Raw genomic sequence first — 15,141 nt, 5'->3', positions numbered from 1 at the left:
CTGCTCCCCCGTTCATTTTGCTATACGTAAAACTATACCATGTAAATTGCGTCGGCTGTCAATTATTCTATCCTTTCAAAGACTGTCATGTGCAGTTAAAAAAGAAAAAGAGAGGCTATCAGCCTCTCTAGTTTACATAATAGTATTATCGTTCATTTAAGCTTTATCTTGCGGAAACGCAATATCGTATACTGCTTCCGGATATGTGGCGATAACCTCTCCATGCTTGTCAGCATCTAAAACATAAGATCCATTACTATACCGGTCATTTGCATTCAAATTCATTGGCTCAAGAACGTGATCCTGCTTATCCTTCGTTTCCATATGAATTATGGCGTTCTGCTCCAATACATAAAAACCGACAATCCGATGCGGGTTCTTTTTCAGCTCACGGAGCATCACAACACCGCGTTTTGCTCGGCCGGATGGTTCGAATTCCTTCAGTTTCATCCGTTTTGCCGAACCTCTATGCGTGATGACAACAACACTTGGCGAATGCTTCAGTTCGAATGCCTGGGCACCGACAATATACTCGCCTTCTTTCAGCTGCATGCCTTTCACGCCTGCTGCACGTATTCCGATCGGGCTTACTTCTTCTTCGGTAAACCATAAACCATATCCAGAATTTGTGGCCATGAACAGCTGCTTGCTTCCATCAGTCAGAGACACGTGACAAACCTCATCACCAGCTTTCAAATTAATGGCAGTCAGCGATTTATTAGCTCGAGTCGCTTCATAAAGCTGGAGCTCACTTCGTTTGACTGAACCGTTTTTTGTGAAGAAAACAAGATAGCCGCCTTGCTTGAAATCACGCACTGGAATGCTGGCAATCACTTTTTCATCCTTGTCCATGCTCACGATATTAGCTAGATGCTGCCCTTGATCCTTCCAGCGGATATCCGGCAGCTCATGCACCGGCATGAAACTGAACTTCCCTTTATTTGTGAAGACGAGCAGTTTATCAGTAGTATTGATTTCCTGCATGCCGATCAGATGATCTTCTTCCTTGATCGCCAAATCCTCACCGTTGGAAGCCTGATAGGAGCGAAGGCTTGTCCGTTTGATATAGCCATCATGTGTAACAGTGACCAAAACATCCTCTGATGCAACCATTACCTCCAGATTAATCTTCAATTCTTCGATTTCATCCTCAATTTGTGAGCGTCGATCGGTATGATAGGTTTTTTTGATCGTACGAAGATCCTGTTTGATCACTTTGAGCAATGTCTTTTCGTTCTTTAAAATATCCTCGAGCTTTTGGATCTGCTCATCCAGCTCCTGTGCTTCTCGCTGCAGAGCTGTTATGTCCGTGTTCGTCAAGCGATATAACTGTAAGTTCACTATCGCTTCTGCTTGTGCCTCTGTAAAGCCGTAAGCTTCCTCGATCCGCTGCTTTGCATCAGCTTTGTCCTTGGATGCACGAATGGTAGCAATCAATTCGTCAAGAATGGAAATAGCCTTTATCAATCCTTCAACGATATGCTTCCGGTCTTTCGCTTTCTGCAGTGTATAAGCAGATTGTCGCGTGACAACTTCTTTCTGGTGGCCGATATAGGCATCAAGCAAACTCGCTAAACCTAACAGCTGCGGCGTTCTATCCTTGATTGCCACCATATTGAAGTTATAAGAAATCTGCAAATCGGTATTTTTATATAGATAATGCAAGATACCTTGGGCATCTGCTTCTTTTTTGAGTTCGACTACAATTCGCATACCGGTACGGTCTGTTTCGTCACGCACCTCTGCGACACCCTCGACTTTACGGTCCAGACGCAGTTCGTCCATTCGTTTGACGAGATTCGCTTTATTCACCTCATAAGGAATTTCATCGATGACAATCTGCTGTTTGCCGCCTTTGAGATCCTCAATGCTTGTTCTTCCGCGAACGATGATCTTGCCTTTACCTGTTTCGTACGCTTTCTTGATTCCGTCTACTCCCTGGATGATACCGCCTGTTGGGAAATCCGGACCTTTCATGACAGTCATCAATTCTTCAACCGTTGCATTCGGTTTATCCATGCGCATAATAACAGCATCGATTACCTCGCCAAGGTGATGCGGCGGTATTTCTGTCGCATACCCAGCAGAGATCCCAGTCGATCCATTGACGAGCAGGTTAGGAAATTTAGCCGGAAGAACAGTTGGTTCCGCGTTCGTATCGTCAAAGTTCGGAACAAATTCAACAGTATTTTTATCAATGTCCCGCAGCAATTCCGAAGCGATGCTTGATAGCCTAGTTTCTGTATAACGCATCGCAGCTGGCGGATCGCCATCTACACTTCCGTTATTCCCATGCATCTCAATTAGTACATTACGGACTTTCCAAGTTTGACTGAGTCGAACCATTGCTTCATAAACCGAAGTGTCTCCGTGTGGATGGAAGTTACCGATTACCGCACCGACGGTCTTGGCAGCCTTCCGAAATGGTTTATCATGCGTATTCCGCTCATCGAACATTGCGTATAAAATCCGGCGCTGCACCGGCTTCAATCCATCTCTGGCATCCGGCAGCGCGCGGTCTTGAATGATATATTTACTGTATCTGCCGAATCGGTCTCCGATGACTTCCTCCAATGGCAGATCCAAATAGTTTTCCAAAAGAAATCCCCCTTAGTTGTGCAACTTGTCGTTTTCGAGGATATTCCCGTCTTCTTCCATACCGAAAGCGACATTACTCTCGATCCATTTACGACGTGGTTCAACCTTGTCGCCCATCAGCGTCGTGATACGACGTTCAGCACGAGCAAAGTCCTCGATCGTTACGCGGATGAGTGTGCGAGTGGCAGGATCCATCGTTGTTTCCCAAAGCTGATCGGCATTCATTTCACCGAGACCTTTGTAACGCTGGATCGTGTAGCCATTTTTCAATTCCTGGACGACTTCACGCATCTCTTCATCGCTCCAGGCATAGCGAATCACTTCTTTTTTGCCTTTACCTTTAGAAATTTTATACAAAGGCGGAAGGGCAATGAATACCTTGCCGGCTTCGATCAATTCCTTCATGTAGCGGTAGAAGAAAGTGAGCAGCAGGATTTGGATATGTGCACCGTCTGTATCAGCATCGGTCATGATGACAACTTTGTCATACTGCACATCCTCCAAGTCGAATTCAGCTCCGACACCAGCACCAATTGTGTGTATGATCGTTGAAATTTCTTCATTCTTCATAACATCCTGCAGCTTGGCTTTTTCTGTGTTTATGACTTTACCTCGCAGCGGCAGGACAGCTTGGAATTTACGGTCTCGTCCCTGCTTGGCAGAACCGCCGGCAGAGTCTCCCTCTACCAGATACAATTCATTTTTCTGCGGATTGCGCGATTGAGCTGGTGTCAGCTTTCCGCTTAACAGCGTATCTTTTCGTTTCTTCTTCTTTCCGCTGCGGGCATCTTCTCGAGCCTTACGAGCTGCTTCCCGCGCTTCCTTTGCACGTATCGCTTTTTTCACCAGCATACCGGCAATGTCGGGATTTTCGGAAAGGAAATAAGAAAGCTTCTCTGATACAAGAGCATCAACAGCAGAGCGAGCCTCGGATGTACCGAGCTTACTTTTCGTCTGTCCCTCGAATTGAAGCAGTGCTTCTGGTATCCGGACACTGACAATAGCTGTCAAACCTTCCCGGATATCAGTACCTTCCAAGTTCTTATCTTTTTCTTTTAAAAGATTATTCCGGCGCGCGTATTCATTGAATACACGAGTCATACCGGATTTTGCTCCGGCCTCATGGGTACCGCCATCCTTTGTACGGACGTTATTGACAAAGCTGAGCATTGTCTCTGTATACCCATCATTGAATTGGAATGCGAAGAAGATTTCGATATCCTGCTGCTCTCCTTCGAAAGCAAGCACAGGATGAAGTGTGTCTTTCTCCTCATTCAAATAATCTACGAAGGACTGCAGTCCATCAGGATACAAATATGTTTCTTCCTTATCGCTGCGCTTATCCTCAATATGGAACGCCACTCCCTTAAGCAAGAAAGCCGCTTCGCGCAAACGCTCAGCAAGCGTGTCAAAGTTGTAGCTAGTAGTAGAAAACATGGACGGATCCGGCTTGAAATGGATGCTGGTTCCTGTTTTCTTTGTTTTACCTTGTTTCACGAGCGAAGTGGCGGGTTTTCCTCCATGCTCAAACCGTTGAGAGTAAATATTGCCATCCCGGTGGATCGTTACTTCGAGCCACTCGGAAAGAGCGTTAACGACAGATGCACCAACACCGTGCAATCCTCCGCTTGTCGAATATCCGCCCTGACCGAATTTCCCTCCGGCATGAAGTACTGTGAATATGACCTCAGGAGTAGGTCTTCCTGTAGCATGCATGCCGGTAGGCATCCCGCGGCCAAAGTCTTCAACAGAAATACTGTTGTCTTCATGAATGGTCACATTAATCTTGTCACCATGCCCTGCAAGTGCCTCATCCACACTATTATCGACAATTTCATAAACTAAATGATGTAATCCCCGACTGTCAGTACTACCGATATACATGCCGGGACGCTTTCTGACCGCTTCAAGTCCTTCAAGCACTTGAATAGAGTCATCTGAGTAATGCGATGCTTGTTTTGCCAATGCCACATCGGCTCCCTTCTTCGAACAAAAAACTGTTTCCAAGTCATTTTTCCAGTATTATCGCTGGAAAAAGACAGTACGTTATGTTTATCATAACGCAAACATATGTTTGTGTAAACTAGCTCCCATGCCTAGCAGAGTCCAGTGTATGCCTAATTAAAAGTAGCAGAATAATGCCGGTCAATCAATCCACTTTTTGGGATTTCACGTAATTCCTCGTCTGCTAGAGGCGATTTTCGCTTCATTTTCAGCCATTTTGCATGATTTCTTGCAAAACTTACGAAAAATAGCTCTTCGTTTTATTTTCGGTATGATTTTGAGAAATAATGGCGGTAAGCTAAGTGAAATATCATTATCTGTATGCTGCTAACACGTTATTCGATATGTCATCCCTTTATCTTAACTTCCTATATATGTATACCTGCCAGGAGGCAGGCAGAATATCATGTTCCGCAAAAAGTCTGAAATGGTTCTTCAGGTTCTGGAGGATCTTCCGTATATTTTGGATCGATTGGTGCATCGCTGTAAGGATCAGAGACGATATCACAAAGACGATTGAACAGCGTATAGTCGCCGCTTCCTGCAGCTTCCAATGCTTCCTCCACCAAGTGATTGCGGGGAATCACACTCGGATTAGACTGTCGCATTTTCTCACGGGCAGCTTCGATTCCTTCCGAAGCCAGGCGAGCCTCCCAGCGTTCATTCCACGATTGGAAGCCTTCTGCTTGTTCCAATGAAGCTGTGTCCCCAGTTGTTAATGCGCGAAATGTATTCGTGTAATCCATTTCTGCTTGCTCCATTACTTTTAGCAAATCCTCCACTAAAGCTTCATCGCCATCTTTCACATCCTCTATACCAATCTTCTGATACATAATGTCAAGCCAGGACTTTCTGTACATACGCGGGTACTCACGCAAAATACCTTCGGCTTTCTTCACAGCTTTCTCTGGAACTTCATCGAAAAGAGGAAGCAGTGCTTCTGCAAAACGAGCTAAGTTCCACGCAGCAATTGGCGGCTGATTAGCGTATGCATAACGCCCTTGAAGGTCAATGGAGCTGTATACAGTCATAGGTTCATACGTATCGAGGAAGGCACACGGCCCATAATCAATCGTTTCCCCGCTGATCGTCATATTGTCTGTATTCATCACACCGTGGATGAAACCGACACTTACCCATTTAGCAAGCAGTGCAGCCTGGCGCTCCACCACCGCTTGGAAAAATCGCACATACTTATCAGGCTGATCTGCAAGCTCTCGATAATGACGCTGTATGCTGTAATCAGCCAAAGCCTTCAGCTCAAGCTCTGAACAAAATCTTCTCGCATATTCGAACGTCCCCACACGAATATGACTTGCTGCGATCCTGGTAAGTACTGCACCAGGCAACTCGGTTTCCCGGTAGATAGGTTCACCTGTAGCAACGACTGCCAAGCTTCGTGTTGTAGGGATACCAAGCCCATGCATCGCTTCACTGATCACATACTCCCGAAGCATCGGGCCGAGTGCTGCACGACCGTCACCGCCTCTTGAATAAGGCGTGCGTCCTGCACCTTTCAGCTGGATATCCACTTTCTTGCCCTTCTGGTCCTGCCATTCACCTAGAAGGATAGCCCGTCCATCACCAAGCATAGTAAAATTGCCGAATTGGTGACCAGCATATGCTTGTGCGATCGGAATTGCTCCCTGCGGAAAAGCATTACCTGCCAAGGCTTCTAGAACACCTTCCTGTTCGATTCCAAGATGGGCTGCTAGCTTCTCGTTCCATTTCACCATCTGCGGTTCACTGACCGGATTCGGTTCCATCCGTGTGTAGAAAGCTTCAGGCAGTGCCGCATACGAACTATCCAATTTACCATCTAAACCCACGTTGATTCCTCCTTTTAAATCTTCATTCGTTCTAGTATACGCTAATGATACAAGAACCCCATCTGCTGGGAGCAGATGGGGTAAAGTCAATTGCGGGTAGGCCCGACAAGCACACTATGGGCGACTTTGATACATAGATCCATCAAGACCGTAAAGCCCTCTTGTTCTAAATAAGCGGCCGCTCCTTCATCATAAACACCTTGCTGTGTCCAGAAGATACGAGCATTGGTCTTGCTTGCTTCTCTTGCCAGACCCGGCAGAAATTCAGAACGGCGAAAGACATTGATAATATCAATCTCACCAGGTACATCAGCTAAGCTTGGATAGGCTTTCTCGCCAAGAACTTCGGTTACGCGCGGATTGACAGGGATAATTTTATATCCAGCCTGCTGCATCGCCCGAGACACGCCATAGGAGGTGCGAGCAGGGGAATCAGACAGCCCCACTACCGCAATCGTTTTTGCATTTACTAATATGTCACGAATCTGTTCATTCTCTGGATTCTGAAACGTCATTATTCATGCCCCTTTCTTTAGAGTAGACCTTCCTGCTCAAGGAATTCTCTTGCAACATCCTCTGGCTGCTTCCCTTCGAAATCGACCTGGTAATTCATCTCTGTCATTTGCTCATCTGTTATCTTACCCGCAAGCTGTCCCAATATGTCAGCAAGCTCCGGGTATTCATCCAGCGTCTCCTGACGCATCAGCGGAGCACCTTGGTATGGGGGAAACAAATTTTCAGGGTCGTCCAGGGTGACAAGGTCCAAATCTCTAATATAACTGTCTGTCGAATAAGCGTCGATAATATCTACATCATCCGCTTCAATCGCCTGTTGACGTATACCGGGATCCAATGTACGCAGCTCACCAAACTCAACACCATAAAGTTCCTGAATGCCTAAATAGCCATCTTCCCGATCGCTGAATTCCAATGTGAAACCGGCAGTCATCTCATCATCCATTTTTCGAAGGTCTGCAATCGTCTGCAGGTCGTTCTCCTCTGCGTAAGATCGTTTCACTGCAAGTGTATACGTATTATTGTACGCCATCGGTTCCAAGTATGCCATGTCGAACTTCTCACGCATAGCATCCTTTGCCTGCTCGTATACTTCCTGACCGTCATTGCTTTCTGCTTGTTCACCAGCCAGTGTCACTAGTGCAGTGCCGCTGAATTCCGGGTATATATCAATACTGCCGCTTTTCAATGCCTCAAACAGGAAATCGGTTTTCCCTAAATTCGGCTTTAATTCAACATTCAAATCTGATTGGTCCTCGATAAGCAGCTTATACATATTGATCAAAATCGTAGGCTCTGCATTCAGTTTCCCGCCAATTACAAGATCAGGCTGGTTATCTTTGGCCACCACAAATGGTGTTAAAACACCGATTATAGCTACGAGAAGCAAGACAACCAGTGATTTGAAGCCAAACTTCCGACTTGTCCGCTCGAAAATACGGATAATCAAATCCAGCAATATCGCTAACAAAGCTGCTGGTATTGCACCAAGAAGGATAAGGTTTACATCGCCGCCACGGTCAATCCCTAATAAAATCAGTTCGCCCAGACCGCCGGCCCCGATCAAAGCGGCAATAGTAGTAGTCCCTACAATCATGACCATCGCAGTCCTTATACCTGCCATGATGATGGGCATCGCAAGCGGAAGCTCAACTTTACGCAATCGTCGGAAACTGTTCATTCCCATACCAGTAGCTGCTTCTTTCAAAGCTGGGTCAACTTCTGTTATACCGGTATATGTATTTCGGAGTATCGGAAGAAGCGCATATATGATTAGAGCTACCACGGCAGGCTTCGTTCCAATACCTATTAATGGAATCAAGAATGCCAATATTGCAAGACTGGGAATTGTCTGCAGGACAGCTGCTACTGCTATAATCGGTTCAGCAAGCTTTTTGGAGCGGCTCAGCAAAAGACCAAGCGGTACGGCAATCGCAATACTGATAAGCAATGCAATGATTGATATTTGCAGATGCTCTCCTAAAGCTGTCCAAAAGGAATCACTTCGCTGTTCAAATACCTCAAGGAATGCGTTCATTGGGTCACCACCCCATTCTTGACTTCCGTCTTACTCGCTAGGAACGTCAATAGCTCCTGCTGCGTAAGTGTACCGATCAGTTCGCTGTTTTTAGTGACAGGCAGGATGCTTGTACCAGTATTTTCAAATACTTTTACTGCCTCCAATACATTCAAGTCATTCGGGATTTCCATGACGTTTTGCTGTGTGCCATGCTCCACCGCACACAGTACTTGCCCATCGTCACTTGATAGAATATAGGCTTGTCCATGATCATAATCGCCTTCTTCGTATGCTGTTTGAGACAGAATTCTCGAGACAGTTTGGGAGGCTACGATATCCACCGCAGTCTGCCATGGTGATTTCTTATCTCCTATAAAGCTGCGAACGAAGGAATTACGCGGCTCAAGTATCAATTTCTGCGGCGTATCCACCTGGATGATTTCTCCAGTATTCATAAGACAGATCCGATCACCTAACGCCGTAGCCTCATCGATATCATGCGTCACGAAAACAATCGTCTTCTTAATCTGCTGCTGTAATTTCCTGATATCTTTTTGCAGCCCTTCTCTGCTTATCGGATCCAATGCACTGAAAGGCTCATCCATCAGCAAAATCTGCGGATCAGCTGCGAGAGCACGAATGACACCGACGCGCTGCTGCTGGCCGCCGGATAATTCGGATGGCTTCTTTTCCATGTAAATGGAAGGCTCCATGCCAACCATCTGCATCAATTCTTTTGCGCGGTTCTGAATATCTTTCTTCTTCCACTTTTTCATCTCCGGGACCACAGCAATGTTCTCCTCTACCGTCATATGCGGAAAAAGGGCTATTTGCTGCAATACATAACCGATATTCCAACGTAGTTCGTGTATGTTGTATTCTTTTAATTGTTTTCCATTTATGTATATTTCTCCAGAGGTTGGTTCGACAAGCCGGTTAATCATTTTCATCGTCGTCGTCTTGCCGCAGCCGCTTGGACCGATGAGTGTTAGAAGTTCCCCCTCCTTTATTTCCAGATTGAAGTTTTTGATAGCCTCCGTTCCGTCTGGATACGTCTTATGTACACCTTTGAATTCAATCATGCCTTCACCTCGTATTATGTACTAAGTGTTTCATTACCCTTGCACCTAGGGAATTAATCCTATACTATGTAAAAAGTTATGCCCTTCCATGATACTTCGTGCTAAAATGGATAAGCAAGCTATAGGAACGTTTGTTGTTAAAGGAGAATGTATATGGAATACGTGTTATTCATCCTGCTCGCCTATGTAATCGGTTCGATACCTTCTGCCTTGATCGTCGGCAAAGTAGGCTACAATATAGATGTTAGAGAGCACGGAAGCGGTAATCTTGGTGCAACGAACACTTTCCGGATACTCGGTAAGAAAGCTGGAATAATCGTTTTGATTGCGGATATCTTAAAAGGAACAATTGCCACCATCCTGCCTGTTCTGTTCGGATTTGACTTATATCTGCTGATCATCGGTCTTGGAGCAGTCATCGGGCACGTTTATCCTATATTCGCCCGGTTCAAAGGCGGTAAGGCTGTCGCGACTTCAGCTGGAATCATCTTAGGTGTCAATGCCTTGCTGTTTGCCATCATTATTGCAAGTTTTGTCATCGTGCTGCTCATCAGCAAATATGTATCTCTTGCTTCCATGACAGCTGGCGTTGTAGGCGTTATCGTCTCGCTCTTTATCGCACAGGATATCGTGCTGACTATCGTTCTCGGATTACTGGCAATATTCATCCTCTATAAGCATAGACAGAATATCGTCCGGATTATCAGACGTGAAGAACCGAAAGCGTCCTTCCTCGTGAAAAACAATTCCAGGTAAGCGGGATTGTTTTTTTCATTTCTCCGGGATTTACTCGGTTCAGACAATTGAATTACGGGCTTACCATCGGGTATACTTTAAGCTAGTCCATGCGACTTTGAAAGGAGTACAATTATGCAGCACCTACACACACCAACTAAAAAACAGCTGCCATCCAAGGCAGAACGTCATAAATTGTTTGGCTCCGTAGCTCCAGGCAAAAAGACGAAACCAGAAAATAAAGCCGATATGGCTGACTTACAAAATACGAAAAAGAACTTTCTTTTCCATATAGATGCAGTTGGCATTGCGAAAGTTAAACATCCGATCCAAGTGATCAGCAATACACGTCCGGCTATGCAGACTACGATCGGAACGTTCGAATTCACCTCCAGCATCCAGCAGGATAGCAAAGGTACAAATATGAGCCGGTTCACTGAACAGCTGGATTTGTATCATAAAAACGGATTCACTGTTTCTGTGAAAAGCTTGCAGCTATTCGTTGCAGAGCTTGCAGACCGACTGAAACAAGAAGATGCACGAGTGAAAGTAACATTTCCATGGTTCTTCGAGCGAAGCGGCCCTGCATCCGGTATGACTGGATTGAATCATGCAGATGCAACGCTGGAAGTTGCTTACGACAAACAAACTGGCTTCCGCACGACAGCTAAACTTTCCGGCACAGTAACGACACTATGTCCATGCTCGAAAGAAATCAGCGAATACAGCGCACATAACCAGCGTGGTATTGTTTCAATGGAAGTACAGCTCACAGATGCGTTCGATGAAGATGTTCGCGACTGGAAGGAAGACTTGCTCGAAGCTGCCGAAAGCAATGCTAGTGCCCGTATTCACCCAGTCCTGAAGCGTCCGGATGAGAAGATGGTTACGGAGACAGCTTACGAAAACCCGCGCTTTGTCGAGGATATGGTCCGTCTGGTTGCAGCTGATTTGTATGAGCTTGATTACGTGGAGAAATTCACAGTATCCTGCAGCAACGAAGAATCCATCCATTTGCATGACGCTGTGGCTACATTGAGCTACGACAAACGCGACGAAGAGGAGTAAGTATATGGACAAGGTATTTTTAGCCTTGATCCGTTTCTACCGCCGATTCATCAGCCCTGTAACACCGCCATCCTGCCGTTTTTATCCGACCTGCTCGCAATATGGACTGGAGGCAATCAAGCGGTATGGCGCGTGGAAAGGCGGCTGGCTCACTATTAAACGAATCGCTAAATGCCAGCCTTTTCATCGGGGCGGTTTTGACCCTGTACCCGGTACCACATGTGAGCATCATCATGAAAAAAAGCAGTAATCCTATTTGGATTACTGCTTTTAATTTGGTAAGAGCTGAAATCTCTCCAGCTGCTCCCATTGCTGTTCGGCTTGAAGTATACGAAGCTGATAATCCCCAATCAGATCGAAATGAAGCAGGTCTTCATGCTCGTCAATCCAAGCTTCCTGCAAGCCATACTGTGCTCCCCAATCTATCAGCTTCTGCCGGTCGGCACAGCCTGCCTTTGTCACTGTCTTTGCTTCAGGAAATCGCGCGTCCAGCCAATAGTGGGTCAAAAAAGCAATCTCCCCTTGGCGGACACGTTCCTTCCATACCTTCAATTCATTACGTCTGATCCCAAATGCCATCGTTATGCTTCCAAAGCTTTCGAATAAGCAGCATGCCATTCCGGCAGGGAGCGACGAATGGACACCGGGCGGAAAGTTTCCTTTTTCACTACTGTATGAGTCGATGTTCCGGAAACACAAAGCTTACCGTCTTCATTTTTGATTTCATATCGATACATCGTCCGAATGCCATCATAAGACTGTAGCCATGTTTCCACAATCGGCTTTTCTCCGTACCGTACAGGATAATGGAAATTCAATTTCGCATCCACAACTGGGGAAAGAAAGCCGTCATCCTCCATTGCCGCATAGCGTAATCCCAATGTTTCAATAAAGTCGGTCCGGCCAATCTCAAACCAGACAAGATAATTCACGTGATACACTACACCCATTTGGTCGGTCTCACCGTATCTTACATTAATTTCTGATGTTGATTTCTTCATAAAGCACTTCTCCTAACCATTTCCCAAGCATTTTCTATATCTTTCTTCTCCAGCACATCCATTTCCGTCTGCTCTTGCGCTTCCACAAGTCGAAGTGACTGGAACTGTATTGCCTCGTCCAAGAGATTCGTAACGAATCTGGCATTCCCCGCTACTGTTACAGCAGCCAGACGATCCTTCAGGAAGTCTTCCGCTTCTCCTGACAGGGTATACGCATAGTTTTCCATTGCATGCTTAAAGATAGCAACAAGCTCTTCACTATTGTAATCAGGAAAAATGAAATACTTCTTAAAACGCGAAGCAAGTCCTGGATTGCTGTCGATAAACTGCTTCATTTCCTGCTGATACCCTGCAAGGACGACAACCAAGTTTTCATTATGTTTGGTCATCTCATCCACAAGCGTGTCGATTGCTTCTTTACCGAAATCTTGTGATCCACGGAACAAGCTATACGCTTCATCAATGAATAGCACACCGCCAAGCGCATCACGGATGACTGCTTTCGTCTTTGCAGCAGTCTGGCCAACATAACCTGCTACTAAATCACTTCGTGAAGCAACGACCAAATGTCCCCGCTTCAACAATCCGCGCTCTTTCAGGATATCAGCATAGATTTTCGCAATCGTCGTTTTTCCCGTTCCGGGGTTACCGGTAAAAACAGCATGCAGCTGAATCGGAACTGCAGGAGCTCCTTTATTCTTCCTCGCCTGCTGAACTTGTACAAAGGAAGATAATTTTTTCACTTCTTCCTTTATCGACTGCAGCCCGATCAGCTGTTCAAGCTGCTGCAATGGCTCTGAGTCATCCTCGTTCTGTTTTGGATCTTTCACATCCTGTGCTGAGAGCGTCATGTGATCAATCCAGGAATCCGTCGTGAGTTTGCGATCTGCTCCTTTTTGGAAAATGATCCGCAGTACAATATCCCGAACGGTCCGGGCATTTCCGAATGTATCATCCACACGTGCTTGTTCGATATTATCCTTCACAAGACGAAGTGCTTCTTCCGTAAAGAAGAAATCGTTCGCAAGTGCTGTATTCTCCGCAATCTGCAGCAGTTCCTCGGTCTCGAAGTCCGGAAGCTCGATATAATTCTGATCCGGTATCCTGCTGCGAAGACCAGGATTGGCAAACAGAAATTGACGTGTCTCTTCTGGATAACCAGCAAGAATAACTGCGAATTTGCCACCATATTCACTGCTAGTCATACTAGAGACAAGCGTGTCAATTACTGCTTGTCCATAATCATTTCCGCTCTGCCCTTCCCGTTTCAAGCTGTACGCTTCATCTATGAATAGCACGCCGCCGATAGCCTGACGCACATAATTTGTCGTGTTTTCCTCACTCTGGCCAAGATACGAACCAACCAAATGCGAGCGATTCACTTCGACAACATGATCAGACTCTAACAGACCAAGCTGATGATACAGCTTCGCCAGCAGACGAGCTATCGTCGTTTTACCTGTTCCGGGATTGCCTGTGATGACCATATTAAGACCTGGCTCATCTACCATCTGGAATCCGAATTGCTTTCTTTCCTGCTGATAACGGAGATAATGGTAATAGTCGTGAATATACGTCTTCACATCCTGCAGTCCGATCAGTTGATCAAGCACTTCAAGCGGTCGGCTCTCGCTTGCCTGGCTCAATACAGCAGGCAGCGCATCCTTTACAGCTGTAAGTGATTTTAATAGTTGCAAAACTGTTGCGTTCATCGCTGTAACAGGCGAACCCGTTTTCCTATTTTCAATCGTTTCGATTGTCTGCTCCAGCAGGACAAGCAAATCCTCCAACTCCTCATAAGAACGGTTGTATGCCGATGCAATTTTGCTGGCACCTTCTATTCTTCGAGGGTATGCCTGCATTGCATCTGTCAGCTGGCTGTGTAAGGATTGGGATTTCTTCATTTTTGCGGGATCGAAATCCGTTTCCCTAACCGACCATACTGGCAAATCCGTGTTCATCAGCGCTTGGTAGTATTGATTCACTTGTGCGAATTGGTCGATTTCCATAACGATTGGGTGAGTCCGTTCAGAAGCAGCGAGCAGCTGTCTGCTGATTGGATCCTGTTTATGCACGCGCATGATCCGGTAAAAAGCTATAATTCGATATAAGCCCTGTTTTAAGGCCTCTTCCCCAGCATCAAGTTCTGATGCCATACGTAACGCCTCTATCTCGGATAGAGGCGGTGAGATGTCCATTGAACTCCATGCAATTACTTGTTCGGTCAGGGTTTTCTCTGTCTGTGTCACAAGTATGCCCCCTTTTCTATCATCATTTTAGCATACTACAGCCAGACAGGTGAACTGGAGGGATTTTATTTAACCCATTCCTCCAGCTGTTCCTTTGATACGGGTCCAGGGATGACCCGCTGCTTACCTTTTTTGTCTACAATGATAGTGAAAGGTACTGCTATTTGCCGAAATTGATGGGCCACAGTACCGTCCTTATCCAGATAAACTGGTACTTGGAGCGCACTTTTTTCCACAAAGGCTTTCACTTGTTTGACGCTTCGCTCACTCTTCGTAGCATTGATGCTGTATACACTCACTTTTTTACCCGCTAAAGCGTGAAAATCCTCCAGTTCCGATAAATCAGACAAACATGTGTCGCACCAGGTTGCCCAATACATGATCACTACAGGCCTCCCAGCCGAACCTTCAATCAGAGCTTCTACCGAATCCAATTCCACTGTCTCCGCTTTTACTAGCGACGGAAACATGAACAGCATAAGGCATAAGAGGAGTAATCCTCGCTTCATAAATATTCCCCCTTTGCCGTTTATTTTGGGC

The 15,141-nt window shown here is 45.9% G+C and carries 13 protein-coding genes; 3 read left to right on the top strand and 10 right to left on the bottom strand.

Going from position 1 to position 15,141, the window contains the following annotated elements:
- Positions 1 to 156: 156 nt before the first annotated feature.
- The 6 genes from parC to CHH91_RS09615 all read right to left on the bottom strand — a co-directional run bounded on the left by parC (position 157) and on the right by CHH91_RS09615 (position 9,548).
- Positions 157 to 2,598, bottom strand: a complete 2,442-nt coding sequence (gene parC, locus CHH91_RS09640; RefSeq protein ID WP_095223232.1) for a DNA topoisomerase IV subunit A — start codon at positions 2,596 to 2,598, stop codon at positions 157 to 159.
- A 12-nt stretch (positions 2,599 to 2,610) separates the two neighbouring features.
- Positions 2,611 to 4,569, bottom strand: coding sequence for a DNA topoisomerase IV subunit B (gene parE, locus CHH91_RS09635; RefSeq protein ID WP_483372394.1), 1,959 nt, complete (start codon positions 4,567 to 4,569; stop codon positions 2,611 to 2,613).
- Between the two features lie 437 nt (positions 4,570 to 5,006).
- Positions 5,007 to 6,431: a protein adenylyltransferase SelO gene (locus CHH91_RS09630; protein WP_286160740.1), complete on the bottom strand. Its 1,425-nt coding sequence runs from the start codon at positions 6,429 to 6,431 to the stop codon at positions 5,007 to 5,009.
- Positions 6,432 to 6,517: 86 nt separating this feature from the next.
- Positions 6,518 to 6,946 (bottom strand): CoA-binding protein, encoded by a 429-nt coding sequence (locus CHH91_RS09625; protein ID WP_095223231.1) that lies wholly within the window; start codon positions 6,944 to 6,946, stop codon positions 6,518 to 6,520.
- Between the two features lie 17 nt (positions 6,947 to 6,963).
- Positions 6,964 to 8,484 (bottom strand): ABC transporter permease/substrate-binding protein, encoded by a 1,521-nt coding sequence (locus CHH91_RS09620; protein WP_095223230.1) that lies wholly within the window; start codon positions 8,482 to 8,484, stop codon positions 6,964 to 6,966.
- Positions 8,481 to 9,548: an ABC transporter ATP-binding protein gene (locus tag CHH91_RS09615; RefSeq protein WP_095223229.1), complete on the bottom strand. Its 1,068-nt coding sequence runs from the start codon at positions 9,546 to 9,548 to the stop codon at positions 8,481 to 8,483. Before CHH91_RS09615 ends, CHH91_RS09620 begins: the two co-directional genes overlap by 4 nt.
- A gap of 153 nt (positions 9,549 to 9,701) precedes the next feature.
- Between CHH91_RS09615 and plsY the strand changes: the two genes are divergently transcribed.
- The 3 genes from plsY to yidD all read left to right on the top strand — a co-directional run bounded on the left by plsY (position 9,702) and on the right by yidD (position 11,601).
- Positions 9,702 to 10,304 (top strand): glycerol-3-phosphate 1-O-acyltransferase PlsY, encoded by a 603-nt coding sequence (gene plsY, locus CHH91_RS09610; RefSeq protein WP_095223228.1) that lies wholly within the window; start codon positions 9,702 to 9,704, stop codon positions 10,302 to 10,304.
- A gap of 114 nt (positions 10,305 to 10,418) precedes the next feature.
- A complete protein-coding gene (gene folE2, locus CHH91_RS09605; RefSeq protein ID WP_095223227.1) occupies positions 10,419 to 11,351 on the top strand; it encodes a GTP cyclohydrolase FolE2 in 933 nt (310 codons plus the stop codon).
- A 4-nt stretch (positions 11,352 to 11,355) separates the two neighbouring features.
- Positions 11,356 to 11,601 carry a membrane protein insertion efficiency factor YidD gene (gene yidD, locus CHH91_RS09600; protein ID WP_038560509.1) on the top strand — a complete coding sequence of 82 codons (246 nt, stop codon included), beginning with the start codon at positions 11,356 to 11,358 and terminating at the stop codon, positions 11,599 to 11,601.
- A gap of 20 nt (positions 11,602 to 11,621) precedes the next feature.
- Here yidD and CHH91_RS09595 read toward each other — a convergent pair whose 3' ends face one another.
- The 4 genes from CHH91_RS09595 to CHH91_RS09580 all read right to left on the bottom strand — a co-directional run bounded on the left by CHH91_RS09595 (position 11,622) and on the right by CHH91_RS09580 (position 15,110).
- Positions 11,622 to 11,930, bottom strand: a complete 309-nt coding sequence (locus CHH91_RS09595) for a hypothetical protein (RefSeq protein ID WP_095223226.1) — start codon at positions 11,928 to 11,930, stop codon at positions 11,622 to 11,624.
- Positions 11,931 to 11,932: 2 nt separating this feature from the next.
- Complete coding sequence (locus CHH91_RS09590; RefSeq protein WP_095223225.1) at positions 11,933 to 12,352, bottom strand: acyl-CoA thioesterase; 420 nt, start codon at positions 12,350 to 12,352, stop codon at positions 11,933 to 11,935.
- The gene (locus tag CHH91_RS09585; RefSeq protein WP_353615318.1) at positions 12,349 to 14,601 is read right to left on the bottom strand and encodes an AAA family ATPase; all 2,253 of its coding nucleotides are present in this window, start codon (positions 14,599 to 14,601) and stop codon (positions 12,349 to 12,351) included. The genes CHH91_RS09590 and CHH91_RS09585 overlap by 4 nt, the downstream gene beginning before the upstream one ends.
- Positions 14,602 to 14,666: 65 nt before the next feature.
- The gene (locus tag CHH91_RS09580; protein WP_095223224.1) at positions 14,667 to 15,110 is read right to left on the bottom strand and encodes a TlpA family protein disulfide reductase; all 444 of its coding nucleotides are present in this window, start codon (positions 15,108 to 15,110) and stop codon (positions 14,667 to 14,669) included.
- Positions 15,111 to 15,141 lie beyond the last annotated feature (31 nt).

The sequence above is a fragment of the Virgibacillus sp. 7505 genome, from assembly GCF_002272135.1.
Taxonomy (GTDB): Bacteria; Bacillota; Bacilli; order Bacillales; family Amphibacillaceae; genus Terribacillus.
This window is presented reverse-complemented; position numbering and strand designations above follow the sequence as displayed.

What these genes read in the sequence shown, in the direction of transcription:
- CHH91_RS09595 (WP_095223226.1), bottom strand. Translation starts at nt 11,930, where the DNA reads ATGGCATTTGGGATCAGACGTAATGAATTGAAGGTATGGAAGGAACGT.
- CHH91_RS09625 (WP_095223231.1), bottom strand. Translation starts at nt 6,946, where the DNA reads ATGACGTTTCAGAATCCAGAGAATGAACAGATTCGTGACATATTAGTA.
- folE2 (WP_095223227.1), top strand. Translation starts at nt 10,419, where the DNA reads ATGCAGCACCTACACACACCAACTAAAAAACAGCTGCCATCCAAGGCA.
- CHH91_RS09620 (WP_095223230.1), bottom strand. Translation starts at nt 8,484, where the DNA reads ATGAACGCATTCCTTGAGGTATTTGAACAGCGAAGTGATTCCTTTTGG.
- CHH91_RS09590 (WP_095223225.1), bottom strand. Translation starts at nt 12,352, where the DNA reads ATGAAGAAATCAACATCAGAAATTAATGTAAGATACGGTGAGACCGAC.
- CHH91_RS09615 (WP_095223229.1), bottom strand. Translation starts at nt 9,548, where the DNA reads ATGATTGAATTCAAAGGTGTACATAAGACGTATCCAGACGGAACGGAG.
- plsY (WP_095223228.1), top strand. Translation starts at nt 9,702, where the DNA reads ATGGAATACGTGTTATTCATCCTGCTCGCCTATGTAATCGGTTCGATA.
- yidD (WP_038560509.1), top strand. Translation starts at nt 11,356, where the DNA reads ATGGACAAGGTATTTTTAGCCTTGATCCGTTTCTACCGCCGATTCATC.
- CHH91_RS09580 (WP_095223224.1), bottom strand. Translation starts at nt 15,110, where the DNA reads ATGAAGCGAGGATTACTCCTCTTATGCCTTATGCTGTTCATGTTTCCG.